Source organism: Endozoicomonas sp. GU-1, from assembly GCF_027366395.1.
In the GTDB taxonomy this organism is placed as follows: Bacteria; Pseudomonadota; Gammaproteobacteria; order Pseudomonadales; family Endozoicomonadaceae; genus Endozoicomonas.
In genome coordinates this window covers 931,733-947,557 of record NZ_CP114771.1, presented here as the reverse complement: position 1 = coordinate 947,557, position 15,825 = coordinate 931,733, and the positions used below count along the sequence as shown (strand labels likewise).

General features: G+C 46.9%; 12 protein-coding genes. 9 read left to right on the top strand and 3 right to left on the bottom strand.

Annotation, left to right across the window (positions count from 1 at the left end):
• The first annotated feature begins 9 nt into the window (after positions 1-9).
• The 6 genes from lolA to O3276_RS03615 all read left to right on the top strand — a co-directional run bounded on the left by lolA (position 10) and on the right by O3276_RS03615 (position 8,959).
• Positions 10-729, top strand: coding sequence for an outer membrane lipoprotein periplasmic chaperone LolA (gene lolA / locus O3276_RS03640; RefSeq protein ID WP_269674418.1), 720 nt, complete (start codon positions 10-12; stop codon positions 727-729).
• Positions 726-2,051, top strand: coding sequence for a replication-associated recombination protein A (locus tag O3276_RS03635; protein WP_269674417.1), 1,326 nt, complete (start codon positions 726-728; stop codon positions 2,049-2,051). Before lolA ends, O3276_RS03635 begins: the two co-directional genes overlap by 4 nt.
• 153 nt (positions 2,052-2,204) lie before the next feature.
• Positions 2,205-2,606 (top strand): fluoride efflux transporter CrcB, encoded by a 402-nt coding sequence (gene crcB, locus O3276_RS03630; protein WP_269674416.1) that lies wholly within the window; start codon positions 2,205-2,207, stop codon positions 2,604-2,606.
• 148 nt (positions 2,607-2,754) lie between these two features.
• Positions 2,755-4,041, top strand: a complete 1,287-nt coding sequence (gene serS, locus O3276_RS03625; RefSeq protein WP_269674415.1) for a serine--tRNA ligase — start codon at positions 2,755-2,757, stop codon at positions 4,039-4,041.
• Positions 4,042-4,154: 113 nt separating this feature from the next.
• Positions 4,155-6,602, top strand: coding sequence for a baculoviral IAP repeat-containing protein (locus O3276_RS03620; RefSeq protein ID WP_269674414.1), 2,448 nt, complete (start codon positions 4,155-4,157; stop codon positions 6,600-6,602).
• 251 nt (positions 6,603-6,853) lie between these two features.
• Positions 6,854-8,959: a baculoviral IAP repeat-containing protein gene (locus tag O3276_RS03615; protein WP_269674413.1), complete on the top strand. Its 2,106-nt coding sequence runs from the start codon at positions 6,854-6,856 to the stop codon at positions 8,957-8,959.
• A 36-nt stretch (positions 8,960-8,995) separates the two neighbouring features.
• On the opposite strand, the gene O3276_RS03610 is transcribed toward O3276_RS03615, so the two are convergent.
• Positions 8,996-10,375: an MATE family efflux transporter gene (locus O3276_RS03610; protein ID WP_269674412.1), complete on the bottom strand. Its 1,380-nt coding sequence runs from the start codon at positions 10,373-10,375 to the stop codon at positions 8,996-8,998.
• Positions 10,376-10,772: 397 nt separating this feature from the next.
• Between O3276_RS03610 and cysG the strand changes: the two genes are divergently transcribed.
• A complete protein-coding gene (gene cysG / locus O3276_RS03605; RefSeq protein ID WP_269674411.1) occupies positions 10,773-12,146 on the top strand; it encodes a siroheme synthase CysG in 1,374 nt (457 codons plus the stop codon).
• On the opposite strand, the gene O3276_RS03600 is transcribed toward cysG, so the two are convergent.
• Positions 12,143-13,522: a hypothetical protein gene (locus tag O3276_RS03600; RefSeq protein ID WP_269674410.1), complete on the bottom strand. Its 1,380-nt coding sequence runs from the start codon at positions 13,520-13,522 to the stop codon at positions 12,143-12,145. The two genes, cysG and O3276_RS03600, sit on opposite strands and share 4 nt — an antisense overlap.
• 44 nt (positions 13,523-13,566) lie before the next feature.
• Complete coding sequence (locus O3276_RS03595) at positions 13,567-14,382, bottom strand: Rossmann-fold NAD(P)-binding domain-containing protein (protein ID WP_269674409.1); 816 nt, start codon at positions 14,380-14,382, stop codon at positions 13,567-13,569.
• A gap of 172 nt (positions 14,383-14,554) precedes the next feature.
• On the opposite strand from O3276_RS03595, the gene nfuA reads away from it, so the two are divergent.
• Together nfuA and greB are read left to right on the top strand one after the other, a co-directional pair.
• Positions 14,555-15,136, top strand: a complete 582-nt coding sequence (gene nfuA / locus O3276_RS03590; protein ID WP_101747352.1) for a Fe-S biogenesis protein NfuA — start codon at positions 14,555-14,557, stop codon at positions 15,134-15,136.
• Positions 15,137-15,226: 90 nt separating this feature from the next.
• Entirely contained in the window at positions 15,227-15,715 is a 489-nt protein-coding gene (gene greB, locus O3276_RS03585; RefSeq protein ID WP_101747351.1) for a transcription elongation factor GreB, read from the top strand.
• Positions 15,716-15,825: the final 110 nt, after the last annotated feature.

Here is a 15,825-nt window from a genome sequence, read left to right as displayed (position 1 = left end):
TTCCTGTTTATGATCAAGAAAACGCCGTTATTGACTGTTTTACCAATGGTTTTTGCCATCAGCATGCCAGCCTGGTCTGCTGAGCAGGCGTCAACTCATTCATCCATGCAGGCCAGGGCACAGAGCAATACGCCGGCCAGTATAAAACATGATCAGATAGCCGCTGATGCGCTGGCTCAAAAGCTGCAGGCCATGAATACGGTCAGTGCCAATTTTTCTCAAAGTACCATTGATAAAAGCGGACGCTCCAAAGTTGAGAAGGGGAGTATGCAGCTTAAGCGGCCAAATCAGTTCCGCTGGCATATTACTTCACCGTTTAACCAGGAGATTATTGCTAAAGATGGCAAGCTCTGGATGCTCGATCCTGACTTTAAGCAGGTGGTGATTAAAAAGATGGACAATCAGTCAGGACCGACCGCCGTGCAGCTACTGAGCGGCGATGCCAGTGAGTTTCTGATGGAGTACGCGGTGACTCGAATGAACTATGGCCCGGAGGTAGTTTATACCCTGAAACCCGGTAAAGCGTCCGATCTTTTTGAAAAGCTGGAGATCCATTTTTCCAGGGAGGAGATTTCAGCCATCACGATTGTGGACTCCCTCGGTGGTAAGCGACGAATTGACTTTACCCGGGTGAACCTCAATCAACCGGTGGACAATACACTGTTTGAACCTGACCTGCAGACATTAGAGAAGGCCGGTTTTGATATTATTGATGAGAGCAGGGTATGACCTCACTCTTTGATGCCCCTGCTTCCGGTCGCTATGAACCCCTGGCGGCAAGGATGCGCCCCAGAGTCCTCGATGAATACCTGGGCCAGGAACATATTCTTGCCAGGGGCAAGCCCCTGCGTGAAGCGCTGGAGCAGGGTATGCTCCACTCCATGATTTTCTGGGGGCCGCCCGGCGTTGGCAAGACGACGCTGGCAAGGTTGATTGCGACAAAAACCGATGCCCATTTTGAAACCCTCTCTGCCGTACTTTCCGGGGTTAAAGACATAAGGGAAGCGGTAGCAAGGGCAAAGGATGAACAGCGTTTTTACCAGCGGAAAACAGTACTGTTTGTGGATGAGGTTCACCGGTTTAACAAGTCGCAACAGGATGCATTCCTGCCTCATATAGAAGACGGTACCGTGATTTTTATTGGGGCCACCACCGAAAACCCATCGTTTGAACTTAACAATGCATTGCTCTCAAGGGCCAGGGTCTACGTACTTAAGTCGCTGGGGGAAGAGGCTATTGGCCAACTGGTTGACCAGGCTTTGACCAATGAAGAGCGAGGTCTGGGCGGCAAGGGGATTCAGCTGGAGCAGAGTGCCAGGGATATTCTGATTCGCTATTCTGACGGCGATGGTCGCAAGGCGCTCAATACTCTGGAAGTTGCATCGGATCTGGCTGAGAACGGCATTATCACGTCTGAGGCGGTTCAGGCCATTCTTGCCGATACCGGGCGACGTTTCGATAAAGGCGGTGACGCGTTTTACGATACCATTTCAGCTTTTCATAAATCAGTGCGCGGCTCTAATCCCGATGCCGCACTCTACTGGGCCGCTCGAATTGTTGATGGGGGAGGGGATCCTCTCTACGTGATTCGTCGGCTGGTGGCTATTGCCAGTGAAGATATTGGCAATGCTGACCCGAGAGCACTGGAGATTGTTATTAATGCCTGGCAGGCATTTGAGCGGCTGGGGGCACCGGAAGGACTGTTGGCCATGGCCCATGCAACGGTCTATTGCGCCTGTGCACCAAAAAGTAATGCCGTTTATAAAGCCTGGAAAGCGGCATGGGACGATGTAAAAAGTCATCCATCCTATGAGGTGCCTCATCACCTGCGGAATGCACCGACTCAATTAATGGGCAGCCTTGGCTATGGTGCTGGTTATCGCTATGCCCATGATGAGCCCAATGCCTATGCCGCAGGGGAGCGCTACTTTCCCGAAGAGATGGATGTGCCGGACTATTACCAGCCGAATGATCGCGGGTTGGAGATTAAGATCAAGGAAAAGCTGGCCTGGCTGAAACGGCTTGATGAAGAGAGTGCCGTAAAGAGATAGTCTTTATATTATCCAATCATATATTTATAATTTCAAAAAAACCACACGACCTGAATTACTTAATTTTAGGTTGCCTGGCCTTTTGATATGGTTAGAACCGTTTAATGGCGATGAATTCAAAATTCTCTATCCCTCATCTGAAAGGAAGCTCTGATGCAATACCCGTATTTGCTGAATTACCTCGCTGTAGCCGCCGGTGGAGCCCTTGGGGCACTGGCGCGTTCATTGGTTTATGAGTGGTATGCAAAATCCGGAAATGATCAGTTGTTTCCACTACCGACCTTAACGGTAAATATTATTGGTTCGTTGCTTATCGGGATTGGCTGGTACTGTCTGGTAGAGAAAAGTCTGCTTCCTGCGGTCTGGAAAGATTTTGCCACCGTCGGCTTTCTGGGAGCATTAACCACCTTTTCTACGTTCTCACTGGATATTTTCCGGCTTTTTCAAGCCGATCGGTTGGTTGAGGCAATCGTTTATATGCTGGCCAGTGTGACTCTGTGTCTGGCTGGTACCTGGTTGGGTTATCAGGGCATTCGAGTGGTCCTGAACGGTTAACTTTCCTCACTTCCTGTTTATTATCTTTATCGAATGTCGCAGAGTCATGGTGTATCATCAGCAGGTTATCCGTGACGAGAATGGTAAACGTTTGCAGCGTCTGCCCGGATAAGAAAACCATCGTCCAATCAGTTAATTTGGTAGGAATATGCTAGACCCCAAAATCGTTCGCAGCAATCCTGAAGCTGTGGCGGAACAGCTGTTGAAGAAGCACTACAAACTGGATATTGAGCGTCTGGTTTCTCTGGAGGAGCGTCGCAAGTCGCTTCAGGTTAAAACTGAGCAGCTGCAGAGCGAACGTAAGTCGGGTTCCAGGGAATTTGGCAAGATCAAGGCCCAGGGCGGTGATGTTTCCGCGCTTAAAGAACGCATGGATCAGGTAAATGCCGAACTCAAGGAAAATGAGCAGGCCCTGACCGAACTGCAGGAAGCATTGAATAACCTGCTGCTGGAAGTGCCTAACCTGCCAGACAGCTCCGTGCCAGAAGGTAAAGACGAAAACGACAACGTACTGGTTCGTACCTGGGGTGAGCCACGACAGTTTGAGTTTGACGTCAAAGATCACGTTGATCTGGGTGAAGTTCTTGGTCTGGATTTCGAAGCGGCTGCCCAGATTTCCGGCTCCCGGTTTGCCATGCTGCGTGGCAAAATTGCCCGCCTGCATCGGGCGCTGGCGCAGTTTATGCTGGATGTTCAGACCACTGAGCACGGCTATGAAGAAGTTATCACCCCGCTGCTGGTTCATGATAAAGCCCTGTATGGCACTGGCCAGCTGCCCAAATTCGGGGAAGACCTGTTCAAAACCGCCTGTGATGATGATTCCGGTGCTGACCAGAAACAGTTTTTCCTGATTCCTACGGCAGAAGTTACCCTGACCAACCTGGTGCGTGAACAGATTGTTGATGCTGATCAACTGCCCATTCGTCTGACGGCTCACACGTCCTGTTTCCGAAGCGAAGCGGGCAGTTATGGTCGTGATACCCGTGGCCTGATTCGTCAACACCAGTTTGAAAAGGTTGAGATGGTGCAGATCGTCCATCCTGATAAGTCCTATGAAGCGCTGGAAGAGATGACAGGGCATGCAGAAGCCATTCTCCAGAAGCTGGGGCTGCCTTATCGCGTTGTGGCACTGTGTGGTGGCGATATGGGCTTTGGGGCCGCCAAGACCTACGACCTTGAAGTCTGGCTGCCCGCCCAGAATCAGTACCGTGAAATCTCTTCCGTCAGTAACTGTGTTGATTTCCAGGCACGTCGAATGATGGCGCGATTCCGCAACGAATCAGGCAAGCCGGAGCTGGTTCATACGCTGAATGGTTCAGGTCTTGCCGTGGGTCGTACTCTGGTGGCGGTACTGGAGAATTACCAGGATAAGGATGGGCGTATCCATATTCCCGCAGCACTTCAGAGCTATATGGGGGGCATTAGTATTCTCTAACAAGATCAGCAGGGTGGAACGTTTGATTTCACCCTCTTAATTTACATCTAAAGTATTATCATCAATCAACTTTGTTCAACAATAACGGTAGTCATGAACAAAAGGAGAGCGTGGTGAATAATCTTTCCGCGAGGGACCCTGTAGAGACAACTGTTGATTTGGGCAGCGATGATGAATCTGATGTTTATAATGCCCATGCGGCGGCTGTTTCAAGATATCAGTCATACCTTGTAAGGCCAATTGCCAGTCCATCAGGCAATTATTTATCGGGTAACCCGCAGCCTGTTGCTAATACTGATTCCTCTGGTCATGAATATGACCTTCCTTCAGGTTTTCAGAGTCACCAGAATCAGGCGGGGAGTTCTTATCAATTTATCATTAATGGCCAGACTAAAACATTTAAGTCGCTACGGTTACTGCTCCAGATTCAGCCTTTTATGGATAACTTCAGGGCGAGTACCGGAAGATATCTTTCTGATGTCCATATCCCCCGTGAGGATAGCGCACTCAAAACACTGATTCTTGAGAATGCTCGTGTTCAGCAAGTATTCTTGTTGGTGAATGACATAGAAACAATAAATGTATTCACACCAGCGGATCAAACACATGTGACGGAACAGGCAGCAGCCAGTGGATACAGGTCAGATGACTATCGTTTACCGGCAACATACAGTGGCTTGCAGCGAATGGTTGCCCGTGAAAACCGGCGGTTGAATTCAATCACTGGTCAGATAACACCAGTGCAGTATTGCCAGCCTGCTCTATCTTCGGAAAGCTCAAATCCTGCTGCTGACGTTAACAGCACTACCCGGTATTTCGGCCATATAAATGGAGAAGATAAACAATTTGATTCGATTGCTGCGTTATTATCGGAGCGGAAACTGTTACGAAACTTTCGTGATAGTGCTGAGTTATACAATGTAGGTTCAGATATTCCTATTAACAATACTGAACTGAAACACTTTATTATCAATAGACAGGACCGGTTTAATGCATTTCTGTTAATTAATGATATTACCGCGATACCAACCACTAATGCTGGTAATGGTGCTGATCATGCCGCAGCCTCTGATGCGGGGCTGGTTTCTACAATCTTTAACCCATATATGGTAAACAGTAACGATCGCAGAAACTCTATCGTTCGGCATGGTGCAGTCAGGCAAATGAGATTTATACGTGATTTTCCAGCTGGCAATAAGAGTGCTTTTACAATATCAGATGCTGGATTTTATTTGTCACTGGTGGAAAAAAGGTTGTTATGTTTCACCTGCGGAGGTTCAATTAAAGAGTGGCAAGAGGAGTGGGGAGTGCGCTCCCTTGATGAGGTTCATGCAAGACTTTACCCTGAGTGCTCTTTTTTGCGGGAAAAAAAAGGTGAAGGGTTTATCGAAGCCTGTCAACAACAATTAACTCAAGCACAACAATGTGTGTTAGCCCGACCTTTGGAAAGTCATCCCCATTTGTATCGCTCACCTTTGGATGTGTATCAATGGCAGCAAGAACAAGTAGAAGTGGATTATTATAAATTTCTATCCGACTGGCGTGAAGGACGAGCACGATTGGACGGAATGACGTTACATGAATTGGTACGGGCGCAAAATCAAGCTGGTCAACACAGTAGTTACAGACAGAGTCAGGCAGATGCCACTTATTCTATCATACGCAATATTCAAAGATGTCTGCAGGCATTTCACCGTAGCTTTGTTCCTGGCTCAGCGCTTCACAATGCAATGGACCGATTGCATGGGAAAGTTAATGCTGCTCAGAACCAAGGCTACGTGCTTAAATTAAAATTATTGCAAATCCTGCAGAATCTATTGGCACTTCGAGAAGATCAGTCGGAAGATGTAGGTGCTGAAATTGCTTCGATTATTGACGCTGCTTATGACCGGGATTGTCAGGATCATACAACAGAAATCATTGATCAGATCCAGACTCGAATGGCTTTAATTGATATCAATCGGGAGCTGGAGTTTGATTCTGATGTTGTCCATATATTCAACCTGCTGAAGAAATTAAAATTATTTTACAACGAGTCAGTACTTTACAGTGTATTGTCTACTACAAGGGGGGTAACTGGTACTCTACTTATTGCGGGTAGTGAATCCACTGAAACAAGAGGTTACATTAAGAATCTGTTTTCCCAAAGTATCTGCCAATTCCCTGAGAATCAAATTCCACAATGTTACGGCACTATTGGCAGGCAGCCAGCAATTGTGATGGCTGAAATTAAGAGAAAATTCATCAGCGGTATTATGAATCTGGCCGATTTTCAAAATTTTATTATGGACATGTTTAGCACGGATCCGGCATTACTTAATCTTTTAATAACGAAAAATGCTGAGTTTTCAGTTTGGCATGGCAAGACAGAGAGTAGCGCTGAGTTATTGATGGAACAGTACAGTCCCGATACACCAGGGCTCTCTGAGCAGGAGATTATTGAAGGTGCCGCTAACGTTGCTGATGCTCGTGCAAGGTTCATGCGTGAAGATCTTTACCAATTCATCAGCGAGAAGCTGGACATGTTCTGGGATAAGATTATTCGGGAAACATCCCGATAGTGAGATGCTTCAATAGTGCATTGTCAGTACCCGGTAAAGCAGCAAAATCGCTTTAGACACTTCTTCCATCAGAGCGCAGAGAAATGAGCACTACGCTGGCCATGTTCAAGGTGTCATCCTGAAGTTTTCCGGACATCATTAAAACGGTTAGTCAATCTAACCATTTTGATAGCTACATTTGAAATCTAAAACACTATTATTAATCAATTTTGTACAAATATTTAACGGTCATAATGAACTCAAGGAGAATCATGATGGATCATATCACACCCGGGGAGCTTACACAGAGAACTGTTCATGGGAATGAGGCGATTAATAGTGACCGTCCCGATACTGATGATTCGAGGTATCGTCTATACGGTGTAAGGTCGATTGCCAGCTCGAACAACTTATTATTATCTGATCAGGGAGCTGTTGGTGGTGCTGATTTTTCTGAGCGTTCATATCCCCGGGCTGCAGGTTTCCAGAGTCATCAACACCAGCCGGTAAGAACTTATGAAGTTACTATTCGTGGTTATACTCAAACATTTACTTCGCTAGGGGAATTGCTCCAGATACAGTCTTTTATGAATAACTTCAGGGGTAGCGCCGAAGTGTATCTTCCTGGTATCGATATTCCCCCTGAGGATGCTGAACTGAGGAAATTGATCCATGGGAATGAATGTATTCAGCAAGTATTTTTGCTGGCTAATGAAATAGAGACATTAAATGTAGCCGCATCATCGGATCAAACGCAATTGATCGAACACGCATCAGGCAACGACTATCATTTACCGGCACCATCAGGTAGCCGACAGCGCACTGTTTCCATTGATAACCATCAAATTAATAATATTGAAACGGTGCCCTCTGGCGTGGAACCGGTTGTTACGATTTATAACCAACGTATGGCATGTGCGACAGAGCGAGTGTACTCTTTCGTTAAGCACCATGCATCCAAGTGTGTAGAATTCCTGGATGATTTTCCTCATGATAATAGAAATGCCCTTAGACTATCCGATGCAGGATTTTATTTGTCACTGAATGAAGAAAAAATATCCTGTTTCTCCTGCGGAGGCTCCATTGGAGAGTGGCAACAGGAGTGGGGAGTTAGTACCATCGATGAGGTTCATGCCAGACTTTACCCGAAATGCTCTTTTTTACAGGAACACAAGGGCGAACATTTTATTCAAAATTGCCAGCAACAGTTACGACCCGAACAGCAACACTGGTTGGCCCAACCTTTGGAAAGTCATCCGCATTTGTATTCTTTACCCGTGAGTGATCATCAATGGCAACAAGAAGAGGCTGCAAGATCCGAGCGGGAAGCGGTGTTTAACTTGTATAATGGACAAACACTGGTGGATGGAATGACTGTACCTGAAATCCTGCGTCAAAACAGGGTTCATACTCAACGTGTCCAACAGAATTGGGGCTGGCAAAGTCAATATCAGCCTGGTGCTTCCTCTGCGATCGAAGGCAATATTCAAAGATGCCAGCGAGAATTACACAGTAGCTTTCCCGTTGATTCTGAACTTCACCACGCAATAGACAGGCTGCATGGAAAAGTGAATGCAGCCCGAGACCGAAACAATCAGCTTAAATTGAGCTTATTACAAATCCTGGAACATCTGATAACACTCCCGGAAGATCTGCGGGCAGATACTGGTGTTGAAATCACTGAGATGATTAACGCTGCTTATGACCATGATTGTCAGGATCATACTTCGGAAATCATCGATCAAATCAAAACCAGAATGGCTTTCATTAATATCAGACGGGAACTGGAGGCAGGGCATGATATTGTTCAGATATTTGACTTGTTGAAGAAATTAAAATTATTTTTTAATGAGTCAGTACTCTACAAAGCCATGTCTACTACAAACAGTGATGGAACTCTACTTGTTGCTGCCAGTGAATCCACTGAGATAAGAGGGCGTATCAAGAATCAATTTTCCCGAAGTATTTGTCAATTCCCGGAGAATCATGTTTATCAGCGTTTTGGAGCAATTGGTAAACTGAAGCCGGAAGTGATGGATGAACTTGAAAGAAAATTAATCAGAGGCATCAGGAATAAAGCCGATTTTCAGAATTATATTGTTGACATGTTTAAAACTGAGCCTCAATTACTTGATCTTTTAAGAAAGGGAAACGCTGAATTTTCAGTTTGGCATGGTAAGACAGAGAGTAACACCGAGTTATTGTTGGAACAGTACAGCCCGGATACCCAGGGACTCTCTGAGCAGGAGATTATTGAAGGTGCTGCTGGCGTTGCAGATTCTCGCAGAAGGTTCATGAATGAGGATCTTGAACAATTTATCAGCGAGAAGGTGGACTCTTTTTGGGCGGAGATTCTTCAACAAACATCCAGCCCATGAGCAAGTCGCCCTTGCTGAATTAGCAAGGGCAATTGGTTAGCATTCAACTGTAAGATTCTTCAACCAGTATTTTGCCAGCACCCGGTAAAGGACCAGAATTGCTTTAGTCACTTCTTCCATCAGAGCGCAGATAAACACCAGATGCAGTGGCCAATGCCAGATATTCACCGCTGCCCAGGTCAGCGGTACACCGACAAACCACATACCAATAATATTGATGGCTGCCGTGGCTTTCACATCGCCGCCGCTGCGCAGTACACCAACAATCCCGGTCAGGTTGATGACCCGGATGCATAGGGCAAATCCGGCAATAATCAGCACCTCACTGGCCATTTTCAAGGTGTCACCCTGAAATTTGCCGAACATTCCGACGATCTGCTCATTGAAAATCAGGGTAAAAATGCCGATCACCAGGGCGGTGGCCGGGGCGACCAGCATAAAATAACGGCTCTGTTTCCAGGCCAGCTCAAATTCTCCAGCGCCGAGCTCCTTCCCGAGTATGATTGAGGTAGCGATAGCGAACCCGATAAACAGGGAAATCAGCACGCCTTCAACGGAAGAGATGGCGCTCATCACCGCCAGCTCAACAACCCCCATCTGGGCAAACATCAGGTTGTAAAGCACCAGACCAAATGACCAGAGGCCGTCCTGAATCAGCATGGGAACACAGATGCCGATGTATTTCATCCAGTGTTTACGACTCTTGCATTGCAACAGGTCAGCTTTTACCGGTTTGAGCCCCGGGCGAACCTCAAGGATGTAATAGATAAGCAAGCCCACCTGAATCAACCGGGAAATGGTTGTCCCCCATGCCGAACCGGCAACCCCAAGGGCTGGAAAGCCAAAATGACCATAGATCAGCAGATAATTAAACAGCACATTCATAAGAATGGTGATAAAACCGATGCGTGTCGGTGTTTTTGCGTCGTTATTGGTTCTCAGCAGGGCTTCCAGCGGGATGGTGACCGCTATGCAGAGAAAGGAGGGTGCCGTGATGAATAGATAGCTGCTGCCCAGAGCCTTCAGCGTGAGGTCTTCACTGATCAGGCCCATGATCTGTTCTGGAAAGAGCAGGTAGACAATGGCAAATGGGGTGGTGATGGCCAGTGTGGCAATAATCGTCTGAACCAGCGTCCTGCGCAAACCATCCATATTTTGGGCACCGATATACTGCGCCGCCAGAATGCTCATGCCACTGCCCAGGGCAGCGATCAGAATCAGGTTAAAGAAGAAAATCCGGTTGCCCATGCCGACCGCAGCAACTTCTGTTTCACCCAGCATGGAGACCATGAAGATATCGATCAATCCAAGCATTGAGAACATCATGGATTGCAGCGAGATAGGCAGTGCCAATTGCCAGAGATTGCGCAGGAAGTCCCTGTTTGGGGCTGGGTTTTCAATAGTTTGACTGGTCATAAAGCGACTAACAATGATAGGGGCCTGAAGCGCGTTTCCATCCGTGAAAGAGGGGAGTAGTCTCATTCGGATATAAACAGCCATGGACTGTATAGCATTCTCTATATGGTTATGTCGGAGTGATGCAATAACAGTATAAAAAGCTATATCGTCATATTTACTATCAACTGTACTCTTATAGTCGTATAAGTGAGAAGTCGGATTTTTCCCTATCCTCCGTTCAGCTTCCTGCTTTCTATAACTTTTAATAATAAAAAGTAAGAAAATATTGTTATCTTTATTCTGTCGTAGGCTGGTAAACTCGGCCAATACATGGTTCGGCCAGCCGGACCGCAGGCTTACATGATTTGTGCCTGCAACCTTATGTCAACAGAGCTATATCAATAACGAGAAAAACATGGACTATCTGCCATTATTTCTACAGGTACGTAACCAGCGTTGTCTGGTGGTGGGTGGTGGCGATATCGCCCTGCGTAAAATCAGGCTTCTCAACGCCTCAGGTGCCAATATTCGAGTGGTGGCCAGCGAGATATCAGCAGAAATTCGTGAGTTTCTTGCCAGCGGTGAGCACCAATTGCTGGACAAACCCTTTGAAAATCATGACCTGAACGATGTCTGTCTGGTCATTGCGGCAACGGATGATGAGGGTGTTAACCGCCAGGTAGCCAGAGTGGCACAGCAGCGACAGCTGTTTGTTAATGTGGTGGATGACGCACAAGCCGGTAATGCGGTAATGCCGGCGATTGTTGATCGCTCTCCGGTGGTGGTTGCCTTTTCCACCGGTGGTAAAGCACCGGTTCTGGCCCGTCTCCTGCGGCAGAAACTGGAAACGCTGTTGCCCCGGGGATATGGCCGTCTGGCGGCACTGGCAGGTGAGTGTCGCGATATGGTCAAGGCCCGGTTCAGTGAGATCAATGATCGCCGGTATTTCTGGGAGAGTGTGTTGGCAGGGCCTGCTGCGGAAAAGGCACTGACAGGTGATCTGCAGGGGGCCCGTAGTTTGATTGAACAGACTCTGGCTAACACATCGGAGCAGAAAATTGGCGAAGTGTATCTGGTGGGCGGAGGCCCGGGCGATCCAGATCTGCTGACATTTAAAGCACTGCGGTTAATGCAGCAGGCGGATGTTGTGCTGCATGATCGGCTGGTGTCTGAAGATGTTCTGGCACTTTGTCGTCGGGATGCAGATTATATCTACGTTGGTAAAAAGCGGGATCGACACACACGCCCCCAGGAAGAGATCAATGCCCTGCTGGTCACATTGGCCAAAGAGGGCAAGCGGGTTTTACGGTTGAAGGGCGGTGACCCCTTTATCTTTGGGCGTGGTGGTGAAGAGATTGAAACGCTGGCCAGTGAGGGTATTCCTTTCCAGGTGGTGCCTGGTATTACTGCCGCTTCCGGCTGTGCCAGTTATGCCGGTATTCCCCTGACCCATCGGGATCACGCCCAGTCTGTCCGTTTTGTCACCGGGCATCTAAAAGATGGCAGCTACGCCCTGAACTGGCAGGAAATGCTCGACCCCGGTCAAACGCTGGTGTTCTACATGGGGTTGCTGGGGCTTCCCCGGATCTGCCAGGAGTTAATGGATCATGGCAGGGATGCACAGACACCCATTGCCTTGATTCAACAGGGTACTACCCGGAACCAACGGGTCTTTACCGGAACCCTGGCCACCATTGATAAAATTATTGAGTCCGAAAAGGTAAAGGCTCCAACAATCATCATTATTGGCAGTGTGGTTAGCCTTAGAGACAAATTAAGATGGTGTTAGCCTTTTTTTGAAGGCTTGTATTGAACGTGAAATACAGGTGATGAAAAATCTCTGGAAAGTTCATATTGTCGAGCTGATGGCCTGATTAGATAATTGATTCCGTCTATGGTTGTGAAGAATTTATAGTTGCCTTTGCAGATCTCCTCCTGATTCTTTGGTTTACATTTTTTATCCCGGAACTCCCTATTGCTTGCAAAACGATTTCTGGCAGCGTAACGATAAATTGGCAGATATAACTTGTCAGAATCAGGATTTACTTCAATGAAATCATGCTTGATATATTCAGGCTGTAACTTGGCTGACATTGGTCGTGGTGTCATCTTATACCCATTGATTTCCTCACGGCTAAAAGGCACGTGTAGCTTTGTTAGCAAGCTGTAATCATAAGGGGTAACTTTTCTGATTATTTCTGGCGACTTAATCAATGTATAACCATATCGGGTTTCAGGTGCGGGCGTTATATAAAGGCAGTTTTCTATATGGCATTTGTCATGTCTTATATCTTTTATTATTCTCTTCTTAAACATTGGATATCGTTGGTCCAGAAAAGAGGAAAATGGACTGTCATTTTCTAGAGACAGGATGTTTATATCTGGTTTAATAAATATGGCCAGTATGGTGATTGGGTTTCCCTTATTATAACCTTTATGGAGGTAACCCCTGGCGGCAGCGATGCTTGGAGTACTGTATAAGCCAATACCATGGGCCTGACCCTGTTGATTGATCGTTTTAGGGTCAAAAATTTTCTCTTTCAGGATGGAATTTCTGCTGCGGCCCATTTCGTCATTGACACAAGTGAATTTGCCTGCACGGAAAAAAATATTCGTGCCTGCTGTTTTTGGGCAATATTCACTATGTATAAAACTTTTTATTGCCATTTCGGTGGTTATATTAAATTCCGTAAATAATGAGATTGTCCGTAAGTCCTCATTAATATGTCTGAATAACGTATTCTCAATCTTTCGTAGTAGATAATTCGACCTCACTTTAAAGCGTTCAAAAATAAAATTGGATATATCTTCCTGGCTGAGAAGATATATCTTATGGCCTCTCAGGGTTTGGCATTCAATATTTATAATATCGAGCAGGATATTTGCTGCCTGTTCACTTGCCTCAGGTTTAAGAAAAGACCGTATTTGCGACAGTAGTATACGGCGTTGCGACAGGTTGCTGCAAAATGGAGTTTCTCTGGTGTCCAGATTCATTGCAGGTTCATTGGAACCTGAACCGGGAATAACATGGCGGTTGCCAAAACATGAACTTTGATCAACGGTTTTGGTGTTGCTGGTTCTGAAGGAAGTGGGCGCTGGGCCAGGATCTAAGGAAAAAGGGTTCATTGGCTCACACTCATCTAAATGGTTTTTGGTATATTCCATCCGCTCAAGGAATATACCATGCCAATTAAATATTCGACGTAGATCTAGTCAGACAATGCTGTTAATGGGTCTGGATAAACAAACTGATAGTTCAGCGCTTTTTTCAATTTATCGCAATTCACCAGGCGATAGGGCATGGGTTTGTCAATAAAAACGGGCGGCTCAATGCCCATGATTTCGCAGGACCGGGTATAGAGTTGACGACGGGTAGGGTGCTCATCCGCTGAGGCGTTAAAGACTTCCCCAAACAGATTTTTAGCAATAATCTGCCCGATGATTTGCAGGCAGTCTTCCCGGTGTATCATATTCACCGGATCATCAGCGCCGCCCAGCTCTTTGCCGGAAAAGTATCGCCCTGGCTGATATTCACCGCCAATAAGGCCTGAGAAGCGAAGCACCGTGGTTTTCAGGTCGTCATGGTCCGTGAACAGCTGCTCAATATCCAGCCAGGCAGTATCAGAGAAGGGGGACTCAATACGAATGGCATCGTCTTCCGTTACTTCAACGTTATTTTGCGGGTAAACGGAGGTGGCACTGATCAGAATAATTTTTTTAACCCGGGACTGCTCTATGCGGTTAAGCAGTGCCTCCATCTGGCGAAGGTAAAAGTGGGGTAGGCCATCGCCTTTTCCGGGTGGAATATTGATAAAGAGAATATCGGTATCCAGAAACGAGTCAATATCACCCTCAGGCTCTGGTGAAAGACCGATAATATAAGGCTTCATGCCAACCGCAGAAATAGCTTCCAGCTTTTCCTCCCGGGTGGTTGATCCCTTGACTGGATAGCCATCTTTCACCAGTTGTTCGCCCAATGGCATGCCCAGCCAGCCACAACCCAGAATGCTGATGGTTTCTTTCATTATCGGTCTCTTGCTTGTCGAGGAAAAGGACGATGAATTGCAAATGCGAACTATTCTCCCCGATTGTTCCCATAAATGAAACCGTTTTGAATAACCGAGTTGTCAGGTAGGGATTCTCTGAAGCGCCCCAATGACATAGAATAGCCATGAAGTTAATAGAGGAAGTGTTGCGTTGAACATTACATTCACTGAAGCCGCACAGAAGTATCTTGCCCAATTATTAGAAAAACAGGGGGTTGAGGGGATTGGTGTACGCCTGTTTGTCAGCAACCCCGGCACGCCCCATGCGGAAACCTGCCTGGCCTATTGCAAGCCGGGGGAAGAGAAAGAGGGTGATCTGACGCTGGAGCTTGAGTATTTCAACTGCCATGTTGAAGGCACCAGTGAGCCATTTCTTGAAGAAGCGGTGGTTGATTTTGCCGAAGACAAGCTGGGTGGTCAGCTGACCATCAAGGCACCCAACGCCAAGATGCCCAACGTTAATGAAGACAGCCCTCTGGATATGAAGATCAACTACTTCCTGCAAATGGAAGTGAATCCCGGGCTGGCTTCCCACGGTGGCGTGGTATCCCTGGTGGAACTGGATGATGGTATTGCTGTTCTGCAGTTTGGCGGTGGTTGCCAGGGCTGCGCTGCGGTCGATATGACCCTCAAGGATGGTGTTGAAAAAACGCTGATGGAGCGTATTCCGGAGCTGAAAGGCGTTCGTGATGTGACGGATCACAGTAATACTGAGAATGCTTTTTATAAATAAAGCAGATCAATAAAGGGAGGTGGCATCCACTTCCTTTCTCCGTTTTTTCAATGTTGTTTCAATTTTACCGTTGGTGTTCGGTGCTACTCTATGAAGTCTCCCCTTATTACCCGTGCCGGAAAGGAAAATCTTGAGCAGGAGCTTCAGTATCTGTGGCGAATTAAGCGCCCTGAAGTCACGCAGGCTGTTTCTGAGGCCGCAGCGCTTGGGGACCGCAGTGAGAATGCGGAATATAAAGAGGGCAAGCGACAGCTCCGGGAAATTGACCGACGCATACGCTATCTGACCAAGCGGCTTGAAATCCTGAAGGTTGTCGATTATTCGCCAGAGCAGGAAGGCAAGGCTTTTTTCGGTGCCTGGGTTGAGCTGGAGAGCGAAGAAGGTGAAATACTCCATTGTCGTATCGTGGGTGCCGATGAGATAGATGTGAAAAACAACCACATTACCATCGATTCCCCCATGGCCAGGGCAATGGTTGGGCGTCAGGTAGACGATGAAGTTGTGGTCAATGCACCGGGTGGACGCAAGATCTGGTTGATCAATAAAATACAATATCAGCCTTTTTCTGATGTTGAATAGGTAAAGCTATGGTTTTTCACGTTTTATTAATGGTATTTTTACCGCCTGTTGAGAAAAGGGTAAAGATACCGGTATAACTCTCTGAAATAATGGTGTATCTTTCCCCGCCT